Source organism: Maritimibacter dapengensis (assembly GCF_019218265.1).
GTDB classification, from domain to species: domain Bacteria; phylum Pseudomonadota; class Alphaproteobacteria; order Rhodobacterales; family Rhodobacteraceae; genus Maritimibacter; species Maritimibacter dapengensis.
Window position 1 is genome coordinate 22,479 of the sequence record NZ_JAHUZE010000008.1, and the last position, 20,698, is coordinate 43,176.

Sequence of the window (20,698 nt, forward strand, 5' to 3'; positions counted from 1 at the left end):
GGCTGTCAAAATGCAAGAGGTACTAAGCCTTAAAGTGCGTGGGGGACGACGGAAAAGTCTTCTCCGAAACGGATTGCGTCATCATCTCCCTTATGCCCGATCAGCTTTCAGTTGCTTCCACCAAGCACACCAACCAGTGCGCGCCAACATGCAGGCAATGCATGTCAATGCGAAGGGACGCGGGGGGAAATCGGCTGGGTTGCCCCGGCCGATTCTTTGCGTCACGCGGCGTCTTTGGGGCCCCAGGGGATGACGGCCTGCAGGGACAGATCGTCCTGGTTCGCGGCCTTGCCGAGGTTGGCGTTGAAGCCGTGGTCGCGGATGGTCAGCGTGTAGTAGTCGGCGCCGGTCTCCTTGCTCTGCTTTTTCCAGATACCGCCGCACTCGACCAGCTTGCCGCGCGGGGAACGGCCGAGGACGCGGTGCGTGGGGGCCATCGGGTTCGCGCTCGCGACGGGTTCGACCGTGATGTCGAGGTCGAAGGTCAGGGTCGAGATGGAGCCGACGCCCTTGGCGGTTTCGATGTCGGCGCTGGTGAATTTGATGCAGTTCGTGGTCATTGCTCTTCTCCTTGTTTGCGTTGCAATGATGGTCACTTTGCAGCTGGCCAAGGCCCGGCCACACCGAAGGCGAAGCGTGAGCTGGAGAGGGGCAGGCGCCGGTCTTTTTGCTGCGCGAGGAAAGACCCGCAGGGTCAGGGGAAAAAGATCGGCGACAACCTTTGTGGACGGGACGACAGCTGCGACCAGCATGTCATGCAACTCAGACATTGGGAGAAGTGCGGTGGCCGCGAAGGAAGGTGGGTGAACTGCCGACAACTAAGAACGCCGAAACGATCCTTTCACAGTCACACCTGATCTTTCGATACATACCACGACCCGTCGCAACGCAACACCGGCCCGTCTTGAGGTCCTCGGTCGAGTTACCAATGGCCTAGAGCAGAAAGTGATCTCACAGGCTGGAGAAGTTGAAATGCCCAGGCGAGGACGCGCACATCTTTTCCCGACAGCTTCAATCCCGGCCGCGTTGCGAACTTCGAAGATGTCCCGTATGGCAGCGCAAAACTGAGCAAACGACGTGTGCGACTCGGAAGATCAGGCAAACGCCCGAGCCCGCTCCAATCCCGACACGTGTCGGGATGAGTGAAGAGGATAAGCAGTTGGACGGCGCAACACAGAATGTGGTCACCGAGGATGGCCTGCGCGATCTGCTCTCAGATGGCTACCTCATCGAGGTGATCTGCAACCAGACTGCCGAGAAGCGCCATAACAGTTGGTATGGCGCGTGGATCGTGCACGCGGTGACGAAGGACGGCCAGGACGCGAAGATGCTTGTCACGAGCCGCAGCGTCTTCAAATTGCGCGAGTTCAAGACGATCGTCGGATTGGTCAGTTTCCTGGCCGAAATGGGGCGCCTTTCGGCGAACATCCCGCTGATCCCGGGACGACGTGAGCGTCACGAGGCTTTTGGAAGTCCCGCGACAGCGACAAACTAGAAATACTCATCCACACACTCAGCAGTCTGACAGACCAAATCCTGCAATACTGCGCACCTCCGCGAACTCAAAGTGCGAACCGCACTGGGCGCTCTGACTGATGTCATTGTAGAACCGGGGCCTAAGCCCCGATCCTCTTGATGCGGATCCCGAGCTTGCGGGCCTTGTCGACGATGTTCTCTGTGATACCCGAACCTGGGGTGGCGATCAGCCCTTGGGGCATGGTCTCCAGCATCTTGTCATTGCGCTTGAAGGGGGCGGCCTTCCCGTGGCTCTTCCAGTCGGGCCTGAAGACCACCTGGGTGACACCTCGGGTATCTGCCCAGCGGGCCGCGATCATCTCGGCGCCTTTGGGCGTGCCACCGTGCAAGAGCACCATGTCGGGGTATTTCGCAAGGGTGGCATCGAGGACGGACCAGATCAGGTCGTAGGCCTGATAGTCGCCGCCCGAAAAAGCGATCCGTGTGCCTTCGGGGCAGTGCACCTCGGTCTCCTTGCGGCGCTTGGCCGAGAGATAGGCCCGACTGTCCACCACGGCGGAGATCAGACCCCGATGCGAGACCTTGGATCCGGTGCGGGGCAGCCAGGGCGAACCGGTGGCGGCCGAGAAATGGTCCACGGCCAGATCGCGCATCTGCTCGAAAGCGTCGCGATGGTCCCAGAGCTTCAGCCCGATCATCTGGAGGCGTTCCAGCTCGACCGAGGCGACCTCAGAGCCGTCCTGGATCGCGAGGCTTTCCCGGACCTCGAATTCGTTGTCGTCGAGAAGCTTCTGGATATGGGTCAGCCGGCGATGGAAGATCGAGGTGAGGGACCAGAGCATCTCTTCAATATTGTCCTCCAACTGGCTGCCGGTGAGGAGGCCGATGGTGGTCTCAAAGAGGGTCGCCATGGCGAGTTCGACCTCGTCGGGTTGGGGCAGGGGGCGATGATCGGTCTCGCCGGGTCCCGGTGTTGCGCCGTGAAGTGCGAGGTGGTCGAGGATGGCGGAGGTCACGCCGGTCTCCTCTTGGATGTCTGTCTGATGGGGCATTGTCTGGTTCCTCTGTTTGATCTGACCCGATTTGGATGGGGCGATGTCAGGACCGGCGGCGACCGGGCCGCATCCGTCAGGATCGGAGCGAAGCGGAGAATGTGACCCGGACCGGAAAATTGGTCCCGCGAGGAATGCCCTGAAAGGGGAGGGGAATTTTCCGGGTAGCGGGCGCATTGCTGCCCGGGCGAGGGGCACTCAGCCCCGACCCGCTGGTCCATCGCTCCCCTTGTCCAAACGGGATCAGATCGAACCGGCGGAACCTTTGCCCTGTCGGACATCAATGGGTAGGCAGGCGGTCATCCGCCCCCAATCTCCAGACCTTGCGCTTTCATGGCCTCTAAAAGGGACCGGCGCAGCGCATCCTTGCCAAGTGCCCGCAGATCGTCGTTGAAATCGCCCATTGCCGGCACGAGATCACCACAGGCAATTCCTCGCGATTCCAGTTGGTTACGCAATCTCTTTGATGCATTGCGTCCTGCTTCATCATTGTCCCGCGCGATCCAGATACGCTTGATCCCCGGCGGCGGGATGAAGAGGCCGAGATGGGTGGCGGTGAGACAAGACGCGAGGTCGAACTCAAGCAGAGCCGTGCCAACCGAAAGGGTGTTCTCGAGACCTTCGCCGACGATGAGATCAGTGCGCCCGGTGCCAGACCAGAAGCGGATGGCATGGCCATGAAGCTGCCCAAGGATCCGCTTCGGGTTCTCGATCGCGGCCAGACCGCCGGTGGAGGGGTCGAGATAGGTGCGCGCGCAGCCAGTGATCTGGCCCCGATTGTCCGTGATCTTCGCCAGCAGGGCAGGGGCTCTGTGCGGCGGATCAGGCCCGTCCTCGCCGTGGCGCAGGAAGACCTGCGGGTGATAGCGGAGCGCTGGACCGAAGCGCGAGATCCCGCGCCCCTGCAAATAGGTGGCCGCCAGAGTGCCGAGGACCGGCTTGCCTGCGGCAAAGAGCTTCCGCGCCCGCGCGATGCGTTTGCTGGAGGCTGCATCCGGGCGCTCAGCCTTTCGGGTTTCACGAGGTACGGCAGCGCAGGGGGCCTCGCCGAGAAAGGACTGCGCCTCCCTCAGCGTTTCCTTGAGCGTGACCGAACCAAGCCGTTCCTGCAGCAGGTCTATCAGATCGCCATATTGCCCCGTCGCAAAGTCGGCCCAGGATCCGGCCTTGCGCCCACCTTGAGCTTGCAGCCGGATGGCGAGGCTTTGACCTTTGGCCCCCGAGGTATCGCCAACCTGCCAATAGTTGCCCTGCTTGCGCCCCTCGGGGAAATACTGGCGGCAGAAGCTCTCGGCCCGATCTGCCAGATCGGCCGAGAGGTCTGCGATGCTGCGCCGCGCGTTCATGCGGCGGCATTCGCAGCGTTTGCGCCAACCGGATGCTCGCCGAGCACGCGCGCCAGCACGTCAATGCCGTCCACCGGGATGAACACCCGCGTCTTCCACTGGATCACCTCGGTGAAGCAGCCCAAAGCCTTCAAACCGGGCAGGGCCGCACCGGACGCGCCGATCAGCTCACATCTCGGCTGCCCCATCACGAGCGACCGGCGCAACTGGTAACCGCCGAGCAAGCTGAGGGTCGTCTTTGCGTCCATCACCGCGCCGAACACCTCCTGCGGTGCCATCTCGATCTGACAATCGAGACCGAGGCGCGCGTAGACATTGAGAAGCTGATCCTGGCTGACCAGACGGCCGATGGCGCGTTCCCCATCCTCGGTCTGCAGGCGATAGATGCGCATGTTGTCAGCGGGCAGCCGATCCCAGATCGGCAGGAGCAGCCCGCAGATCAGCGTGATCTTCGAGGTGGTGAACTCCGGCACGGCGGCGACTTCGGTCTGCCAGAGATGTTCGAACATCGAGTCATCAATCTCCTCCCAATGCGAGGTCGAAAATTCGCTGGCCGCGAGGATCTCGGTTCCCATGGGCCGCAGCAGTTTCACCCGCAGGATCGGCACACCGTCTTCGTCCATGAAGGCGGGCGCCTTCACCATCAGCGCCGCGCGTTTGGAGGTCGTGTTCCAGCAGAGCGTCGCGCCCTCTGTGTTTGCGCAGATCGATTTGACCCGGGGCAGGGCGAGAGGATCGTTGCGGTCTGTGCGCTCCACGGTCAGCGCAGTGGCCGTCGCCCCCGTCGCCTCATGCTCGAAGATGACCTTGCGATCGACGATCTCGAACTTCTCCGCGCGCAGGGTCTCGAGGCCGACATCCAGCGTGCCCGCCTGCCGCGCGTCTTCGATGATCGCCGAGAGGAACCCGCCGAAGGCCTCGAAAATTGCGTCTTGCACGTCAATCCTCAGAGCAAGGCAGCGGTTCAGGAACTGCTGGATCGGCGGCAGGGTTTCCTTCATCGTGCCGTCCGCGTCATCGAGCGTCAGCCCGGTCATCTCCTGGAATTTGGCGTAGGAGCAGGCGTCAATCTTGCCCGCGCGCAGCTTGTAGAAGAACTGGCGCCGCGCCGCGCGTGCGTAAGGGCTTTCGAGGTTGTCCTCGGCGCGAAACATGTTCTGACCGCCGGTCTCGCGTTGCCCCTTGGTGATCGCCCCGAGCGTGTCGAGGCGGCGCGCGATGGTGGAGAGGAACCGCTTCTCGCCTTTCACATTGGTGGCCACCGGCCGGAACAGCGGCGGCTGCACCTGATTGGTGCGATTGGTGCGCCCGAGCCCCTGGATGGCATTGTCGGCCTTCCAACCGGGCTCGAGCAGGTAATGCACCCGGAGGCGCTGGTTCTTTGCCCCAAGGTCGGCGTGATAGCTGCGCCCGGTGCCACCTGCATCTGAGAAGATCAGGATGCGTTTGGCGTCATCCATAAAGGCCTGAGTCTCGCCGAGGTTGGAGGAGGCGGGGCGGTTCTCGACCTTGAGCCGCCCTTCGCGCGTTTTCACGATGCGCCGCTTGCGCCCCGTGACCTCGGCCACCGCATCGCCGCCAAAATGCCAGAGGATCTGGTCGAGCGCGCCCTGCACCGGGGCGAGGGCACCCAAGTGCTCGATCAGATCGTCCCGCCGCCGCTCCGCTTCGCGGCAGATGATGGGATTGCCGTCAGCATCGAGGGCGGGGCGCGACCGCAGATCGCCGTTCTCGTCGGTGTAGGGCTCGAAAAGCTGCGTCGGGAAGCTGTGCATCAGGTAGTCCATGATGTTTTCACGCGGTGTAAAATCGACCTGCAGATCGTCCCAGTCCGAGGCCGGAATCTCCTCGAGACGGCGTTCCATCACCGCTTCGCTGGTCGAGACGACCTGAATCACTGCAGAATGCCCCGCCGCCAGATCCGCCTCGATCGCGCGGATAAGCGAGGGGCATTTCATGGCGGTGATGAGATGGTTGAAGAAGCGCTGTTTGTTGCTCTCGAAGGCCGAACGCGCGGCGGATTTTGCCTGGGCGTTCAGCGTGCCGGTCTCGGAGGAGATGCCAGACGCCTGAAGCGCGGCCTCAAGATTGGTGTGGATGATCTGGTAGGCATCGGCATAGCTGTCGTAGATCGCGATCTGAGGGGGCGTCAGGTCGTGCACCAGCATCTCGTATTCGACCCCGGCGTAGGAGAGCGAGCGTGCCAGATATAGCCCGAGCGCCTTCAGGTCGCGCGAGATCATCTCCATGGCGGCAATACCCCCGGCCTCCATCGCGGCGACAAACTCTGCACGTGTCACGAAGGGGAAATCGCCAGTGCCCCAGAGCCCGAGGCGGGAGGCATAGGCGAGATTGCCGACGACCGTGGCCCCGGTGGCCGAGACATAGAGGACGCGTGCATCAGGCACAGCGTTTTGCAGTGCGAGGCCAGCGAGGCCCTGCTGTGAGGCCTTCTTGTCGCCGCGGTCGGACTTTTCGCCAGCAGCATTGGCCATGGCGTGGCTTTCATCAAAAGCGATGACCCCGTCGAACCCTGCGCCGAGCCAGGACGTCACCTGGTCGAGACGGGAGGCTTTGCCTTCCCGCTCGGCGGAGCGCAGCGTGGCGTAGGTGACGAAGAGGATGCCTTCGGGCAGGCGGATGTCGCTCCCTTGGCGGAATTTCGAGAGCGGCACGATATCGCTTTCACGCCCCCCGAGGGCCATCCAGTCGCGCCGCGCATCTTCGATGAGCTTGTCGCTCTTCGAGACCCAAACGGCCCGGCGGCGCCCTTTGAGCCAGTTGTCGAGAATGATGCCCGCCACCTGCCGCCCCTTGCCGCAGCCGGTGCCATCGCCCAGGAACCAGCCCTTGCGCAGACGGAAGGCACCTTCGTCACCCTCCGCCGCGGCCATAAGCTGACCCTCGATCTCCCCGCGCTTGAACCAGCCTTTCAGGTGCGCCTCGTGTGCATTGCCCGCGTAGATCACGCTTTCGAGCTGCGGAGCGGAGAGGAGGCCGTCAGCGACAAGGGACTTCGGCAAGACTGGGCGATAGGTCGGCACGGGCGGCGGGACAGACGCCATGGCTGCGGATTGGACAAGTGCTGTCGGGTGCTCCGCTGCGCCGCCGATCCGCATCGCCTGAAGATTATAGGTCTCGTAAACCGTGTCCTGCAGCGCGACGCCCGGTACGCTCCAGGCTTTCGGCAGGTAGTCGAGCGGGGCCGTCACGACATCATCAAAGGGATGCCGGGCGCGCTCCTCGGCGCGGGCGCGGGTTTCCTTGCGGGCGGCGTTACGCAGAGCGTACAGGTTGGTGCGGGACTGGCGGTTCGGCACAGACAATGCCGCGCTGGTAGGGCAGGGCGGGGGGTTGCGGCGCGCGGGACAATGGGTGAGCACTGCGGAGAGAAGATCGCCCGTGGTTGCGCAGATGGGATGATAGACGGCCTCGATTTCGACAGGTGCGGTCTCGCGTTCGCCCGCCGCGCGCTTGTCGATTACCGTCAGCCGCGTGTCGATCGTGGTCCCATGCCGCGCGAAGACCTTGCCGTCGATCGCGGCGGAAAACACCACGTCTGCGCTCTGGCCTATGCGTTGAAACGTCGGCTGGAAACTCTTGGTGGAGGGCCGAAAGCTCTCGCCCGTGATGATGACAAGCCGCCCACCCGGAGCAAGACGTGCCAGCGCGGACAGAACATGCTGACTGGTCGCCTGCCGAAACCGACCTTCGACATGGTTCGCAGCCGAAAACGGCGGGTTCATCACGATGACCGAGGGCGTGATTGCGCGGTCGAGACGGTCGTCGATCGAGGCGGCATCGTGATCCGAGACAACAGCATCCGGAAACAATTGTTCCAGCAAGGCACGGCGCGTTTCCGCAAGCTCATTGAGAACAAGCCGCGCGCCTGCAGTCCGGGCGAAGATCGCCAGCATGCCGGTGCCAGCGGATGGCTCGAGCACCAGGTCGCCCTCGCGAAACCCCGCCGCCTGCGCGACAATCGCCGCAAGGGGCAGGGGGGTCGAAAATTGTTGCAGGCGGACGCTATCTTCAGAACGCCGTGTGTGCGAGGGCGCCAGACTGGCCAGCCGCTCGATCATGGTGAGGAAGGCCTGCGGCGAGGCCGCCTGGCGCTGCATCAGCGCGCCATAGCGCGCGAGCATCAGGATTTGCGCAACCTCGACGGCCTCGTAGGCGTCCTTCCAAACCCAGGCGCCGCTCGTGTCGCTGGCACCGAAGGCCTCCTCCATCACGGCGCGAACAGCGGCGGCGTCAATGGGTTTGCCAGCCTCGAACAAAGGGACGAGGGCATTTGCAGCCTGCATCAGGTTTTGAGCAACGCCTGCAGCCTCGGGCAGGGCAGGGGCCTCTGAAAGACATGCAAGCGGGACGGAATGGGGGTGAGCGTTCATCGGCAATCTCCGGAGTTGAGGGTTGGCCCCAGGCCCCGCGCGCACTCTCGCACCCGGGAGGGGTCACCCCTCCCGCCCTGTCTCTCGCTCTTTCATGGCAAAGCCCTGGTGCGAATTTGCCCTGCGTCAGGACGGCCGCAGATGGCGAGGCACGTCCATCGATTGATGCAGGATCCGGATCACAAATATCCTGTCCGGGTCCACCTCATAGAACACGAGGTGCCGGCCCGTGATCAGTTTACGCGCACCCTGCAGGAGATCGGAGCAGTCCGACCCCATTTGAGGATTGGCGATCAGCCCCTTCAGGGCACGCTCGATGTCGTCGAGATAGCGGTCCGCCTGCGCCGCGCCCCACTGTCGGTCTGTCTCGACCCAGATATCGACGAGATCGGATTTAGCCGCTTCAGAGAGATGGATGTCACGCATCAGAAGCGCCGGAGCGGCTCCGCGCCTCGCGCTTGATCGCATCCATATCGAGCGGACCAGCGTCGCCGGATTGCTTGCCCTCCATCAACGCAACGCGAAGCCGCGCCCGCTGACCTTCCTGTTCTTCCATCAGGCGCAAGGAGGCGCGGATCAACTCGCTGGTTGACCCGTAGCGCCCTTCCTTCAACATCAGGGCAATGAATTCGTCCCAATGGGGGCCCAGTGTGACGCTTGTGCTTGCCATGTTCACCTCCGAAATACGCATGAATAACATATATGAGTACTTCACGCATTTCAACTCGGAGGTGGGCTTGCGCCCAGTTCTTCGGCGGCGACGGCTCTGGATCTCGCCTGTAAAACGAGATGGTCTACAAACGCTCGTGCCTCGGACAGGCAGTCCAGCTCATAGTCGCCGAAGAAGCCCCAGCAGGCGTCGAGCTCCTCGCCGTCACGCTCGATGACATAGCCATAGACCCGCCCGCCAAGATAGGCGTCGTAGCTGACGATTTCAGCGCGCAGGATGTCGGCTGCCTTTTCCCGCAGTGCCTTGGTGACGCGCTTCACATCGAACTCCTTCCGAACCGCCTCAAGCAACACATAGACGTAACCGGCCTGGCCGGAATCCCACGGGCAGTGGAACCCGATGGTGTTCATCGCGAGGCCGGAATGGTCATAGAGAAACACCGGCAGAAGGATCGCCTTGCGCTCGGCGCGCTCGCGCAACTGGTCCATTGAGAGATCACACTGATCCGAGACACCCGCGAGATCGCGCAGAAACGACTCGGGGCTTGCGAAATGGTGGCTTTCGCCCAGCCGGTATCTCCGATGCCAGCAGATCAGCGTGCCGAGGTTCGACCACTCCCGTGGGCTTTCGGGATCGGGGTCATGGAAAATCTTGATGGTGTGGCCGTGATAGGCCTCCTCATAGACAGGGTCGTGCATGTCGATGTCCTTTCTTGGAACGAAATCGACTCGCCAGGCCGATTGGGCGCAGGCGAGTCGATCTGGTTGTGATGAGTTGGTTGGTGAGGTTGCCGCCCGTCGGATCAGGCGGCGGCGCGGTTCTGGCGGTGCTGAACGTGTTCGACCGAGACCTTCAGCAGCCATTCCTCGAAGCCGAGAATGGTCTGGTGATTTGCCACCGCGTGGCTCCAGACCGCGCGCGGATCGCTGCCGATCTGCGTCGGGTCGTTGTCGATCCGGCCGTTGGCCATCCACGGTTCCGGTTGGATGCGTCCAAGCCAGTCGGCCAGCGACGGGATGCGCCCTTGGCAGTCTTCGCGCACATGTTGTTCGCCGATCCAGCGGATCGGCACGACCCGGCCCGCGCTGTTGGTCAGGCTTCGCCCAAACAAACGCTCAGCTTCGAAGATCCCGAGCGTGTGGTGCCGATGTGCTCGGTGGGTGAAAAGTGCGAGGTGTTCCTTAGATGAGTCGAACCAATCGTGCACATATTGGTAATCATCTGGAACACCTCCGAACTTTCGGGCCGAGCTTTCGGCGTGGTGGAGGGGATGTGCCATATCAAAGCCCCTCATGTTCGGTGGTATTGGTCGCGATGTAGCGGTTCGAATGACTGACATCGATGTTGTCAGTCGCGAGCACCCAGGTCAGTTCGCCATAGCCACCTTCGTTGTTCTCGAACCCGGGGCTGAGCGCATAGGCGAAGTCCCAGCCGAAATCTTCGACCCGGCGGCGCAACTCTTCTGAGAGAGAGATCGTGTCTGGCGTCACGACGACATCTTCGATATTGCCGGAATCGCCGTAGCCTTCGTATTGCACCTCGATCTTCGTCACGCCGACGGCACGCAGTTCGGAGAGAAGGGCCACGCGGGTCACAACCCTCTGTTCGGCGGCGCGTTGCTGGGCTTCCAGCATCTGCGCGTAAAAATCATTCACTTGTGTCATGTCTTCGATCCTTTGGAATTGAGGGAAGGGGAGGGCGACCTTTGCATCAGATCGCCCAGGAGGTTTCCTGCGGGGGGCTTCAAGCCGCGGCGTCGCCGCGTTCGTCACCCGTCCGGTCAACCAGGTTGAAATACAGATTCTCAGTCGCGCGCTTGAACCCCGGCGGTTTGCGCGGGGCGAGGCAGCGCACTGAGGCACTGCAGCTCTCGCCATGCTCCATCGCGAACTGCGTCACTTGGTCGATCAGGTCGTCCATGCCCGCGGCCTGGATGCGCTTTTCCGGGTAATTCGCCATCATCTGGAACTGTGTGACGACGAAGGCGCCGTCGCGGTGCGCGGGATAGAGGGTGATCTGATAGTCGAGTGTCTTGGCCATCTCTGGTCTCCTGCGGCGGGCGGAACGCGACCATCGCGCCCCATGGAAACCCGCCAGCGCGAAAGGACCGCCCTTTGTGCAAGGGCGATCCGAGGTGATGTTGAAGAAGAGGGGCGTCAGTATTCTGACGGCAGAAGCAGGGTCAGGACGCGGCGGGTTTGCGCGGGATCGGATGGCTCGGGAGAGCCATATTGATAGTCGACGTCGTACAAATCGAGCTTGAACCAGGTCGTGGTCCCGTCGAAGTCGATGACCCCCATCTCGTGCCAACCATGGGGGTCACTGTCAGCGTTGAACGCGTCAAACGAAGCGACGCGGCGGGTGAGAGCGAGCTGGGCGTCCGGCCCTAGTGCTGCAACACCACGGGTCATGACAAACTGGCCCTGCGGCGCATCGGCGACGGGGGTGGTCCTGAGAATGGAGCGACGAAAGGCATCATTTTGCCCGGCGATCAATTCGGTTTCCTTGACGGGATCGATATCGAGTGTGGTGGTCATGAGAATTCTCCGGGACGGGCCAGCCGATCAGACACCGGCTGCGTGAAACCCGTCAGCGGGAAAGGGCCGCCCTCTGCGCGAGGACGGCCCAAGGCTTAGGTCATGATCGGATCGGTTTTCGCCGCGTCAGGCCGCATCCTCGCTCAGGAAGGCGGGCAAGGACGACGGTTCATTGCTCTCAGCGTCGCTCAGAGAATCTTCGGCGGACAGATCTCCCTCCTCGGTCTCCGGCGCAGCGCCTGCCGTGTCGGCACCAGCCTCCGTCGCACCGGCAAACACCATCCCGTCGGGCAGCCACCGCGTCGTCTTTGCAACCGTCGCGGCGTCGAAACCTTCCGTCTCGCTCGCCGCTTCTGCGAACGCCCGCTCCATCGCGGCCGCGATATCGCCCTTGCGTTCGCGATTGCGATCCTCGGCGTAGTCGTCACCGATCAGCTTGCGCGCCGTGGCCACCGCATGCCCCTTGTTGACCCGACCCCAGTAGTTTTGGGCAGTCGGGCGCCAGCAGGCAGCCACATCAACATCGAGCCGCGCGCCGATCTCCTCGATGATCGGGGAAGGACGATTGTCGGAGGAAAGCTGGGGTTTGACCGCGAGACCCGTCGCCCAGGCGAAAAGCGCCTGCTTGTCCGCAATGGGCAACGCCGACATCGTCCGGAAGTCCTCGGGTTTCTGAAGCTTCATCCAGTCCGTGGCGAGGTCTTGTTCCAGCGCCTCGAGCATTTTTTGGGCGACGGTGTCCGCGTGCAGCACTTCGCGGTCTTGCGCCTGGAAGGGCCGGATCGAGATGTCGAGTGCCTCGTTGCCGTAGGACCGCCCCAAAGCCTGTTCGCAGAGCGCGTAGAGCATCGCATCGAAGGCCACCTCGAAATCAGCCGCCAGATGCGCCCTGAGGATGTGCTGGCGCGTGGCACGCAGATCATCCGCCAGGCTCGCCGAAATGCCGTCCGCCTTGCGCAACGTGGCCGCGGGGTCAGAGGTCGGCACTGGCGTGGAGGACGTCGGCGGCGTCACATGTGGGCGGGCGGGGGAGGAGGCATCACCCGCATCAGCACTATCTTCGTCCGGCATGGCCGCAGCAGGGATATCTTCTGGCCGCACCAGGCCTTTCTCGACACGTAGCGCACCGTCATGACCGATGGTCAGAACCACGCCCGCAATGGCGCGATCTGCGTCCGCGAAAGGTTGCCGCTCGCGCTGCAGGGCTTCGATCTCGCGCAAACGCGGCTCGATGGCGTAGTATTCTTCGGTCTCGGCGTCGGTCCAATCCTCGCCGTCATTCTGCGCCGCCAATTCCTCTTCGCGGGCGATGAGATGCTCTTCCTCGGCGAGCAGATCGGGATCGGGTTCGATATCCTGCGGATAGACACGCCCGAAACTGCGAAACGCCCCGTAATCCACAGAGAGATGCACCTCGACCCATTTCCATGTCCCTTCAAAGGGTTTGGCCGCGGCCTGCAGCTTCTCGATGGCGAGACGCTCGAGGAGCTCAGGGTTTTCCATATGGGCGCTGGCGCGATCGTCGAAGAGGTCGCGCAGCAGAACGCCTCCCGCCGCCTCATAGGCTTCGATGCCGACGAAACGCCCCAAGGCCGAGTTCGCAGAATGCGCGGTCTCGGTCAGTTGGCGTTTGATGCTTTGCGGGTGGATGTGATAGCCGCCCTTCACCGCGTTCCAGACCGCCAGTTGCCGATCGTGGTCGTCGGTCAGCGTAAACGCCATCACGCATTCGAGGGTCAGATCCCCCGCGCGAAATCGCTCGATGATTTCGGGCGCGACACGGGCGAGTTTCAGCCGACGGCGTACCAGGTCGACGGAGACACCGAATTTCAGCGCAATTTCGTCCTCGCTGCGCCCTTCGCCAATCATCTTGTCGAAAGCTTCGAACTGGTCCGCCGGATGCATGGCTGCGCGCTGAAGGTTTTCTGTGGCGGAGGTGAGGATGGCGTTGCGTTCGTCCTCGACGAGGCAGGGCACCGGGTGGTCTGCGGGGATCACACCGTCCTCGGCCAGCTGTTTCAGCGATTTGAGGCGACGGCCACCGGCGTCAACAGCAAAACGTGTCTCTGACAGCGCATGAACCACTAGGTTCTGTTTGATGCCTGTCTCGCGGATGCTGGCGAGGAGTTCGGCGTCGTCGCTAGCGCTCGCGGCGACTTTGCGGACGTTGAGTTGGCTCGGCTCCAGCTGGTCGAGCGGGATCATCCGGATGTCGGCGGCGCCGTCAGGCGCAGCCGATCCGGCGGTTTCGGTTTTCTTTGAGGTGGCGGGTTTCGAACGCGTCGTGGTTTTGGTCTTGGCCATGGTCAGGATCCTTGTCGCGCCGGACCCGGAAGAGGCTCTCTCTTTCCTTTCAAGCCCGGCACACGGGCTTCCCTTTCTCTGGCTCTTTGCAATTGCGAAACACGTCAGCAATCGACCGTTTGTAAACGAATGCAAGTAGGTGCTCTCTCGTCGCGTTCATCCTAAGACCCTTGGTTCCCTAGCGCTGAGCGCGATCTGAGAGGTTCCGCCGGCAGTCGCGCGAGCGTGCTATATAAAGGGCGTAGGCAACCGCCACAAAATCACTTGGGTAATGTGCAAAAAATAAGTATTTTGCACATATGAATACGAGAGCCTCTATTTTGACTGATGGTTACGACGACCCCCTCATCACTACCGAGGAGGATGCAGAGGCTCACGAAAAGGATCTCTGGTTTCTGCCGGGACCATTCGAAGAAGAACCAGATGATTTGCCTCCCGGGCCGCGTGCAGAACCGCCGGACACTGCCGTCATCGAAGACTGGGCAAAGGCAGAAGGCGTTCACGCTGCGCGGCTAGCAAAGGTGGCTGGACGCCTGGGAGCTCTGGATGACCGGCTGCTGCGCGGCCCGGAAGGCTGGCGGCATCGCCTCGCTCTTGTCGAGGCAGCGGCCCTCAGCTGGGTCGCAGGAGATCGGGTGAGTACTGATCGTCTGGCGCTCTGGGTATCCATGCGGCTGTCAGGTGCACAGGATGACCCAAATGCCTTGGCACGCGTTGGATGGGCTGTTCGGCGCTTGACAGGCGGTCCCGGACCGATGGCTGACCTGGCCGCTTTTCTGGATCGCCGCGACCCCGAGAACATTGAAGACAGCGCTGAGCGTTTCGAGGATCGCGCGGGTGGGTGGCTGGACGTCATGGCAGCCGCAAAGGGTCTCCACCCGATCACGCGGGCGTGCATGGGGTATCACCTGTGGAGCTTGGCGGGCCTCGGACGCCACGGCGACCAGATCGAAGCTGCCGTCACCGCGTCTAGGATCGCGACCAGCGATGGAAGCGGTGCCATCTTCGCGCCGCTCGCTATGGCCGGGGCCGGGGGGCTGCGCGTTTCGGGCTTGCCACCCGAGCGTTTGGCCCGCTGGTTGGATGGGATGAACAGCGCAATTCTAACGGCGATGCGAACACTTGATGATATTGAAGTGTGGATCGGGCGGGCAGAAAACGTCATGGCGCAATTATCTGGCCGCACGCCGGTTGCCTTGCGAAAGGTTTTCACGGAATGGCCCTTGGTCTCCGCCCCGATGGCTGAGGCCATGACCGGAGCCAGCCGCGCCGCCGTTCAGCGCAATCTCGCATGGATGGAGGCAAGCGGTTTGATCCGCGAGGTGACGGGGAACGGGAGGTATCGCATGTGGAAAGCTGACCTAATATAGGTCATTTGTCGAGGCTGACACCGGCTTGACCTGGCACGCTTTAGTGCCGCCCCAGATGATCGTTTAAGCCACTTTCCGTTCGAATGCGACAAGGCTTTTCCAGCCCAAAGCGTTCGTTAGCCATTCGTCTCACGTTTTTGTGACAATTGATCGCTTGAAGCTCCAGTGGGTGAAGGTTGTAACGGGGCGAAATAACGGAATGAGAGCCGGAGCCAGAGATGGCATCGTAGCATTTGCGAGTGGCGCAAGTTCCCTGTGCCGTGACGTTCCCGATCTCATGGTCGCGATATCGAAGCCGCTGTGCCTAAATTTCCAGACAATCTGCGACTTAACGAATTGTCGCTGCGCAACTTCGGACCAGGTATTGTGCGAGCAGTTTTCTCCTCCCTAGCAAACTGGAAACTGCAAGGATCGCATGTCTACTTACGAAAATTTGCCCTTGAACCTCTAGCCACTAGAAGTCCTATCTGTTCAAGGAGAACACATACCGTTCTTGCCATCAATCGCCGGTGAGAACCGAAAGGGTACGAAATGCTGACAAGACGACACTTCATTCAGACAACAACGGCGCTTTTTTCGGTGACCGGTCCCGGTATGGCTTTTGCCGACACTTGGCCCACCGAGGCTCAGAAGGCTGAATGGGACGCACAGGTGACGCCTCAGGGTTATGTTGCCGAGACTTCCAACCCATGGGGATTGCACCCGCGGTTCCTACCGCAACGTGTGGTCGCGAAGGCCGGTCTCGTGCCGGGAGATATCCATGTCGACGCGGTCGCACGATATCTTTACCACATTGAAGAGGGTGGAACCGCGATGCGCTACGGCGTGGCCATCGCGCGGGGGAACCTCTACGAGCCGGGTGTCTATACCATCAAGCGCAAGGTCAGGTGGCCGCACTGGCAACCGACACAGAGCATGATCAATCGCGACCCCGAACTTTATGCTGACATTGCCGATGGCATGGAACCGGGACCGGAAAACGCGCTTGGATCGAGGGCGCTGTATCTCTACGTCGGGGATCGCGATACCCTTTTGCGCATCCATGGCACTCCGAGCCCACGGAGTATCGGTGGCCGCGCAAGTTCGGGCTGCGTACGGATGGTCATGGCTCATATCAATGATCTTTACCCGAACGTCGAGACCGGCTCTACCGCCTATCTTTACTCGGCGGAGGACAGCGTGACTGCCCGCAGCTAAGCCAAGCAGCGGACGGCAAACGCAATTAAGTTTCGCGAGGGGTGCAGATACGATTGCCGTTCGCCGTGCGCAGCGGCAGCAAGGTTGTTTCTACGGGGCCGCTGTGTTTGTACCAGTAGCACCCGTCCTCGGGCACCAAGCGCGCGGTTGCAACATCCTGATCCGGGGCAGCCATTGCAATCACGGCTTCGGGAACTTTGCCCCGCCGGTCTGCCGAGTCGCCCGGTCCAGTCGGCTGGATTGCGCACCCGGCCGTAAGAGACAGCGCCACTGCAACAATTATTTTTTGCTTCAGCATCAAAACCCGCATCAAGCTTCCTTTCGTGTCTGTTTTTCTTTGCATCGGCTTTTCATGCCTCAAGGCGTGATGGAGCCGGTCGCCGCATCCTCTAGCAATAAAACAAACTGAAATACCACCGTATTTTGCTCTTGAAGCTCTAGCTACTGTAGGGGCTATGTCATGGTAAAGCACCCGAATCCAGAGGTCCATTCATGCCGCCCGACACCCATCGTCACGACCACGATCACGCCGAAGATGCCCAGACAAGCGGCGGCAGCTGCTGCGGGAGCGCCGGAACGTGCGGCGACATCGTTCCGGCGACCCCCGCGCCAGCGGGCGGGCGCAGTTTTCAGGTGTCCGGCCTCGATTGCGCCGAGGAGGTAGCAATCCTGAACAAGGTGGTCGGCCCGAAGATCGGCGGGGCCGAGCATCTCGCGTTCGACGTGATCAATGGGCGGATGACTATTCTCGACAGCGCCAAGAGTTTATCGGACGGCGAAATTGCAGAACTGGTCGCAAGCACCGGCATGACCGCCAAGCCTTGGGATGCCGAGAACGCGTCGGTCGACCAGGCGGCCCATCTTGCAAGACAGCGGCTGTTTACGGCGCTCAGTGGAGGCTTCTGGGCCGCGGGATTTCTGTGGCACATCATCGAGACCGGCATGGGCGGGGCGCTCGGCCTCTTCGCGGGTCACGGCGAAGCGCCGATGCCACTGGTCGAGGCAGGGCTGTTCGCGGTTGCGATCCTGTTCGGTGTCTGGCTCGTGGCACCCAAGGCATGGTCGTCCGCTCGGCGGCTGTCGCCCGACATGAACCTGCTCATGGTGGTCGCCGTGGCCGGTGCCATCGGGCTTGGCGAATTTTTCGAGGCGGCGACAGTCGCGTTCTTCTTTTCGCTCTCGCTCTACCTCGAAAGCTGGAGCGTCGGGCGTGCGAGGAATGCGGTTTCAGCTCTGCTCGACCTCGCGCCGCCGACGGCAAGAGTTCTTCATGATGACGGCTCGGAAGCGGACGTTCCGGCTTCTGCGGTTGCTATCAACGCACGTTTCATCGTGCGCGGCGGAGACCGCATCCCATTGGATGGTGAGGTTGTCGATGGGGCAGGGGCCGTCGATCAGGCGCCGATCACCGGAGAGAGTGCGCTGGTCCCAAAGGAACGGGGCGACGAAGTCTATGCCGGTACGATCAACGGCGAAGGCACACTGACGGTGCGCGCCACGAAGGCCGCCTCGGACACCGTGTTGGCCAAGATTATCCGCATGGTCGGCGACGCCCATGCCCGCCGCGCGCCGGTGGAGCAGTGGGTGGCGAAATTCGCCCGCATCTATACGCCTATCGTCATGGCTCTCGCCATTGCAATTGCCCTGCTGCCGCCGCTCATTTTCGGGGGGGCCTGGGACTATTGGTTCTACAATGCACTCGTGCTGCTGGTGATCGCTTGCCCATGCGCTCTGGTCATCTCGACACCGGTCTCCATCGTCGCTGCACTCACCGCCTCAGCGCGGGCCGGGGTGCTGATCAAGGGCGGTGCATATGTTGAGGCACCGGGCAAGACCACTGCACTGGCCATGGACAAGACCGGCACGATCACCATGGGCGAGCCCGAGGTGGCGGCGGTGCATCCGCTGGGCAAAGCATCGGCGCAAGATCTGATGACCCTCGCCGCTGGGCTGGAGGCACGTTCCTCGCATCCCTTGGCGCGCGCCATTCTTGCGCGGGCAGAAGCCGACGGCATCAAGGTATCCGCCGCGGAAGATACCCGAACCGTTCCGGGCAGGGGACTTGAAGGACGCACAGACGGCCGGTCGATCTGGCTGGGGTCGGACCGGTTTGCCGAGGAGAAGGGTTTCGGCGACGCCATTCCGAAGGATTTGCGCGACCGCATCGAAGGGGCTGGCAGCACCCTTGTTGCCGTGGGCGACGACACCGGTGTCACCGGCATCTTGGAATTGCGCGACCGTATCCGCCCGGATGCCAAAGGCATCGTGGCGCAGCTTCACGCGCAGGGTGTGAAGACCATCGTCATGCTGACCGGTGATAACGAGCGGACAGCGCGCGCTGTTGCAGCCGAGGTCGGCATCGACGAGGTCCGTGCCGAGCTTCTGCCCGAAGACAAGGTGACTGCCATCGAAGAACTGGTCGAAACGCATGACATGGTGGCCATGATCGGCGACGGGGTCAACGACGCCCCGGCCATGGCGCGCGCGCATTACGCCATCGCAATGGGTGCCGTTGGTTCGGACGCGGCAATCGAGACGGCGGATATAGCCCTGATGACCGACGATCTCGGCAAGGTGCCTTGGCTGATCGGTCATTCGCGCCGGACAATGTCGATCATTCATCAGAACATCGGTATTTCCTTGGCGACCAAGGGCGTTTTCGTTGTCGCTACCGCGTTCGGACTGGCATCGATGTGGGGCGCGATTGCAGCCGACGTAGGAGTGTCATTGCTGGTGGTGGCCAATGCCCTGCGCCTGTTGAACAGCCAAGAGGCCAAGGCGCCGCCGTCCGGCGGTGAGCAGGTTGGCCCACAGATGGCAAAGGCCGCGCTTGCCCACGGACATTGATCACGCAGCATTTGCAAGGTAACGTAATGTCCATAACAGACCTCACGAAAGAGGCATCGAGCAGTGAAAACCATCCGATTTCCCCGCCGCGCCGTCCTGTTGGGCGGGCTGGTAGCGTTTCTGTCCGGGTGTGCCAGCAAGTTCCGCAGCTATGACGGACCCGAAGTCACCCGTGTTCGGCTTTACAAGGGACAGCGCTTGCTTGTTCTCGACGGAGCCGATCGCGTCTTGCAAACCTATCCGGTCGGGCTGGGTTTCGCTCCTGAGGGTCACAAACAATTCGAGGGGGATGGCCGGACTCCGGAAGGAGTTTACACAATCGACAGGCGAAACCCCAACAGCACCTACCATCTTTCGATTGGCATCTCTTATCCGAACGAGGCCGACATCGCCTTTGCCGAAGCGCAGGGCCTTTCCCCCGGCGGCGACATCTTCATCCATGGTGGCCCACGCCCCGGCATCGACCCGACAAATGTCCGCGACTGGACAGCTGGCTGCATCGCGGTCACGGATCGGGAGATCGAGGACATCTATGCAATGGTGAAGGACGGGACACCTATCCACATCTTTGCATGACGGTCTTTCTCATGCGGCGGTAGTGAGCCGTCGCATTGGCGCCATTGCCCAGCTCCACGAAGCCAAGATGAGCGCCAACAGCATCCAGTCCCCGAAGCTCGCGTAGAGTGTCGGCGGTCGCGCGGAGGGCAGGCTAGCGTCGATGATGCCCGTTTCGCCGGTATCGAGCCGCGCAACGATCTCTCCGCTCGCGTCGATGACCGCAGAGATGCCCGTATTCGCGGCTCGGATGACTGGAAGGCCTTCCTCTACGGCGCGCATACGTGCGGAAGCCAGATGCTGCTCGGGTCCGATGCTGGTGCCAAACCAGGCATCGTTTGTCGCGTTGAAAATCCAGTCCGGCCGGAACAGGTCGTCGACCACATGCCCTGGGAAGATGATCTCATAGCAGATCGCCACGGCGACCAGCGGCACACCCGGAAGCGCAAGCGTTCTCGGGCCCGGTCCGGGCGTAAAATCGCCCAGACCCGCCGTGAGCCGCTCGATGGGCAACCAGCCGCGGAATGGCACATATTCGCCGAAGGGCACGAGATGGTGTTTCGCGTATCCGGTCAGGATCTCGCCGGTCTCGTCAAATGCCTGGACCGTGTTGAAATATCGGGTGCCATCCTCGCTCGGTACACGGTCCGGCACACCGGTAAGCAGCACTCTGCCGTCTGGTAGCGCTGCGGCAATGCGGGCCCGTGCCTCCGTATCCTCATCGAGGAAACCCGGAAAGGCGGTTTCCGGCCAGAGAAGCACGTCGAAATCGCCGGGCCGGGTTGAAAGCTCAAGATAGCGCGCGAAGGTCGCCTCGCGGTTCTCGGGAGCTGTCGCGTAGCCCTTAATTGTGAGATGAGAAATCCAACGAAATCAACGGCCTTGCTTTGCCCTTAAATATGATATTTTGCCTTTAAATCCGATATTTTTGCCCTTAAACCTGAGACAGG

Annotated in this window: 18 protein-coding genes and 1 pseudogene; 5 read left to right on the forward strand and 14 right to left on the reverse strand. The window is 61.9% G+C overall.

What is annotated here, in order from left to right; genetic code table 11:
• Positions 1-221 precede the first annotated feature (221 nt).
• On the reverse strand, positions 222-560 hold the full coding sequence (locus KJP28_RS19330) for a DUF736 domain-containing protein (RefSeq protein WP_103911892.1): 339 nt from the start codon (positions 558-560) through the stop codon (positions 222-224).
• A gap of 599 nt (positions 561-1,159) precedes the next feature.
• Here KJP28_RS19330 and KJP28_RS19335 point away from each other — a divergent pair.
• Positions 1,160-1,495 (forward strand): hypothetical protein, encoded by a 336-nt coding sequence (locus tag KJP28_RS19335; protein WP_234994833.1) that lies wholly within the window; start codon positions 1,160-1,162, stop codon positions 1,493-1,495.
• A gap of 121 nt (positions 1,496-1,616) precedes the next feature.
• On the opposite strand, the gene KJP28_RS19340 is transcribed toward KJP28_RS19335, so the two are convergent.
• The 11 genes from KJP28_RS19340 to KJP28_RS19390 form a co-directional block, all read right to left on the reverse strand.
• On the reverse strand, positions 1,617-2,528 hold the full coding sequence (locus tag KJP28_RS19340; protein ID WP_093455093.1) for a DUF2493 domain-containing protein: 912 nt from the start codon (positions 2,526-2,528) through the stop codon (positions 1,617-1,619).
• 299 nt (positions 2,529-2,827) lie between these two features.
• Entirely contained in the window at positions 2,828-3,874 is a 1,047-nt protein-coding gene (locus KJP28_RS19345) for a DUF7146 domain-containing protein (RefSeq protein ID WP_093455094.1), read from the reverse strand.
• Entirely contained in the window at positions 3,871-8,268 is a 4,398-nt protein-coding gene (locus KJP28_RS19350) for a strawberry notch-like NTP hydrolase domain-containing protein (protein ID WP_093455095.1), read from the reverse strand. The genes KJP28_RS19345 and KJP28_RS19350 overlap by 4 nt, the downstream gene beginning before the upstream one ends.
• A 126-nt stretch (positions 8,269-8,394) precedes the next feature.
• Positions 8,395-8,694: a type II toxin-antitoxin system RelE/ParE family toxin gene (locus tag KJP28_RS19355; RefSeq protein ID WP_103911893.1), complete on the reverse strand. Its 300-nt coding sequence runs from the start codon at positions 8,692-8,694 to the stop codon at positions 8,395-8,397.
• On the reverse strand, positions 8,687-8,938 hold the full coding sequence (locus KJP28_RS19360) for a type II toxin-antitoxin system ParD family antitoxin (protein WP_036784147.1): 252 nt from the start codon (positions 8,936-8,938) through the stop codon (positions 8,687-8,689). The genes KJP28_RS19355 and KJP28_RS19360 overlap by 8 nt, the downstream gene beginning before the upstream one ends.
• Positions 8,939-8,988: 50 nt before the next feature.
• Positions 8,989-9,636 carry a hypothetical protein gene (locus KJP28_RS19365; RefSeq protein WP_093455097.1) on the reverse strand — a complete coding sequence of 216 codons (648 nt, stop codon included), beginning with the start codon at positions 9,634-9,636 and terminating at the stop codon, positions 8,989-8,991.
• Between the two features lie 104 nt (positions 9,637-9,740).
• Positions 9,741-10,217 (reverse strand): DUF6915 family protein, encoded by a 477-nt coding sequence (locus KJP28_RS19370; RefSeq protein WP_093455098.1) that lies wholly within the window; start codon positions 10,215-10,217, stop codon positions 9,741-9,743.
• 1 nt (position 10,218) lies between these two features.
• Positions 10,219-10,602, reverse strand: coding sequence for a DUF6878 family protein (locus KJP28_RS19375; RefSeq protein ID WP_103911894.1), 384 nt, complete (start codon positions 10,600-10,602; stop codon positions 10,219-10,221).
• A gap of 79 nt (positions 10,603-10,681) precedes the next feature.
• Entirely contained in the window at positions 10,682-10,978 is a 297-nt protein-coding gene (locus KJP28_RS19380; RefSeq protein ID WP_093455100.1) for a hypothetical protein, read from the reverse strand.
• A 116-nt stretch (positions 10,979-11,094) separates the two neighbouring features.
• Positions 11,095-11,475, reverse strand: a complete 381-nt coding sequence (locus KJP28_RS19385) for a DUF3768 domain-containing protein (RefSeq protein WP_093455101.1) — start codon at positions 11,473-11,475, stop codon at positions 11,095-11,097.
• Positions 11,476-11,601: 126 nt separating this feature from the next.
• Positions 11,602-13,779 (reverse strand): ParB/RepB/Spo0J family partition protein, encoded by a 2,178-nt coding sequence (locus KJP28_RS19390; RefSeq protein ID WP_093455102.1) that lies wholly within the window; start codon positions 13,777-13,779, stop codon positions 11,602-11,604.
• Between the two features lie 299 nt (positions 13,780-14,078).
• Here KJP28_RS19390 and KJP28_RS19395 point away from each other — a divergent pair, with 299 nt between their 5' ends.
• Complete coding sequence (locus KJP28_RS19395) at positions 14,079-15,149, forward strand: hypothetical protein (protein WP_038068700.1); 1,071 nt, start codon at positions 14,079-14,081, stop codon at positions 15,147-15,149.
• 531 nt (positions 15,150-15,680) lie between these two features.
• Positions 15,681-16,346 carry a L,D-transpeptidase gene (locus KJP28_RS19400; RefSeq protein ID WP_026155629.1) on the forward strand — a complete coding sequence of 222 codons (666 nt, stop codon included), beginning with the start codon at positions 15,681-15,683 and terminating at the stop codon, positions 16,344-16,346.
• A 25-nt stretch (positions 16,347-16,371) separates the two neighbouring features.
• On the opposite strand, the gene KJP28_RS19405 is transcribed toward KJP28_RS19400, so the two are convergent.
• Positions 16,372-16,656, reverse strand: coding sequence for a hypothetical protein (locus KJP28_RS19405; RefSeq protein ID WP_038068706.1), 285 nt, complete (start codon positions 16,654-16,656; stop codon positions 16,372-16,374).
• A 182-nt stretch (positions 16,657-16,838) separates the two neighbouring features.
• Here KJP28_RS19405 and KJP28_RS19410 point away from each other — a divergent pair, with 182 nt between their 5' ends.
• Together KJP28_RS19410 and KJP28_RS19415 are read left to right on the forward strand one after the other, a co-directional pair.
• Positions 16,839-19,193 carry a heavy metal translocating P-type ATPase gene (locus tag KJP28_RS19410; RefSeq protein WP_018001712.1) on the forward strand — a complete coding sequence of 785 codons (2,355 nt, stop codon included), beginning with the start codon at positions 16,839-16,841 and terminating at the stop codon, positions 19,191-19,193.
• 63 nt (positions 19,194-19,256) lie between these two features.
• Positions 19,257-19,769, forward strand: a complete 513-nt coding sequence (locus KJP28_RS19415) for a L,D-transpeptidase family protein (protein ID WP_018001713.1) — start codon at positions 19,257-19,259, stop codon at positions 19,767-19,769.
• A 9-nt stretch (positions 19,770-19,778) separates the two neighbouring features.
• On the opposite strand, the pseudogene lnt reads toward KJP28_RS19415, so the two are convergent.
• Positions 19,779-20,579, reverse strand: a pseudogene (gene lnt, locus KJP28_RS19420) (apolipoprotein N-acyltransferase); the annotation flags it as partial.
• Positions 20,580-20,698: the final 119 nt, after the last annotated feature.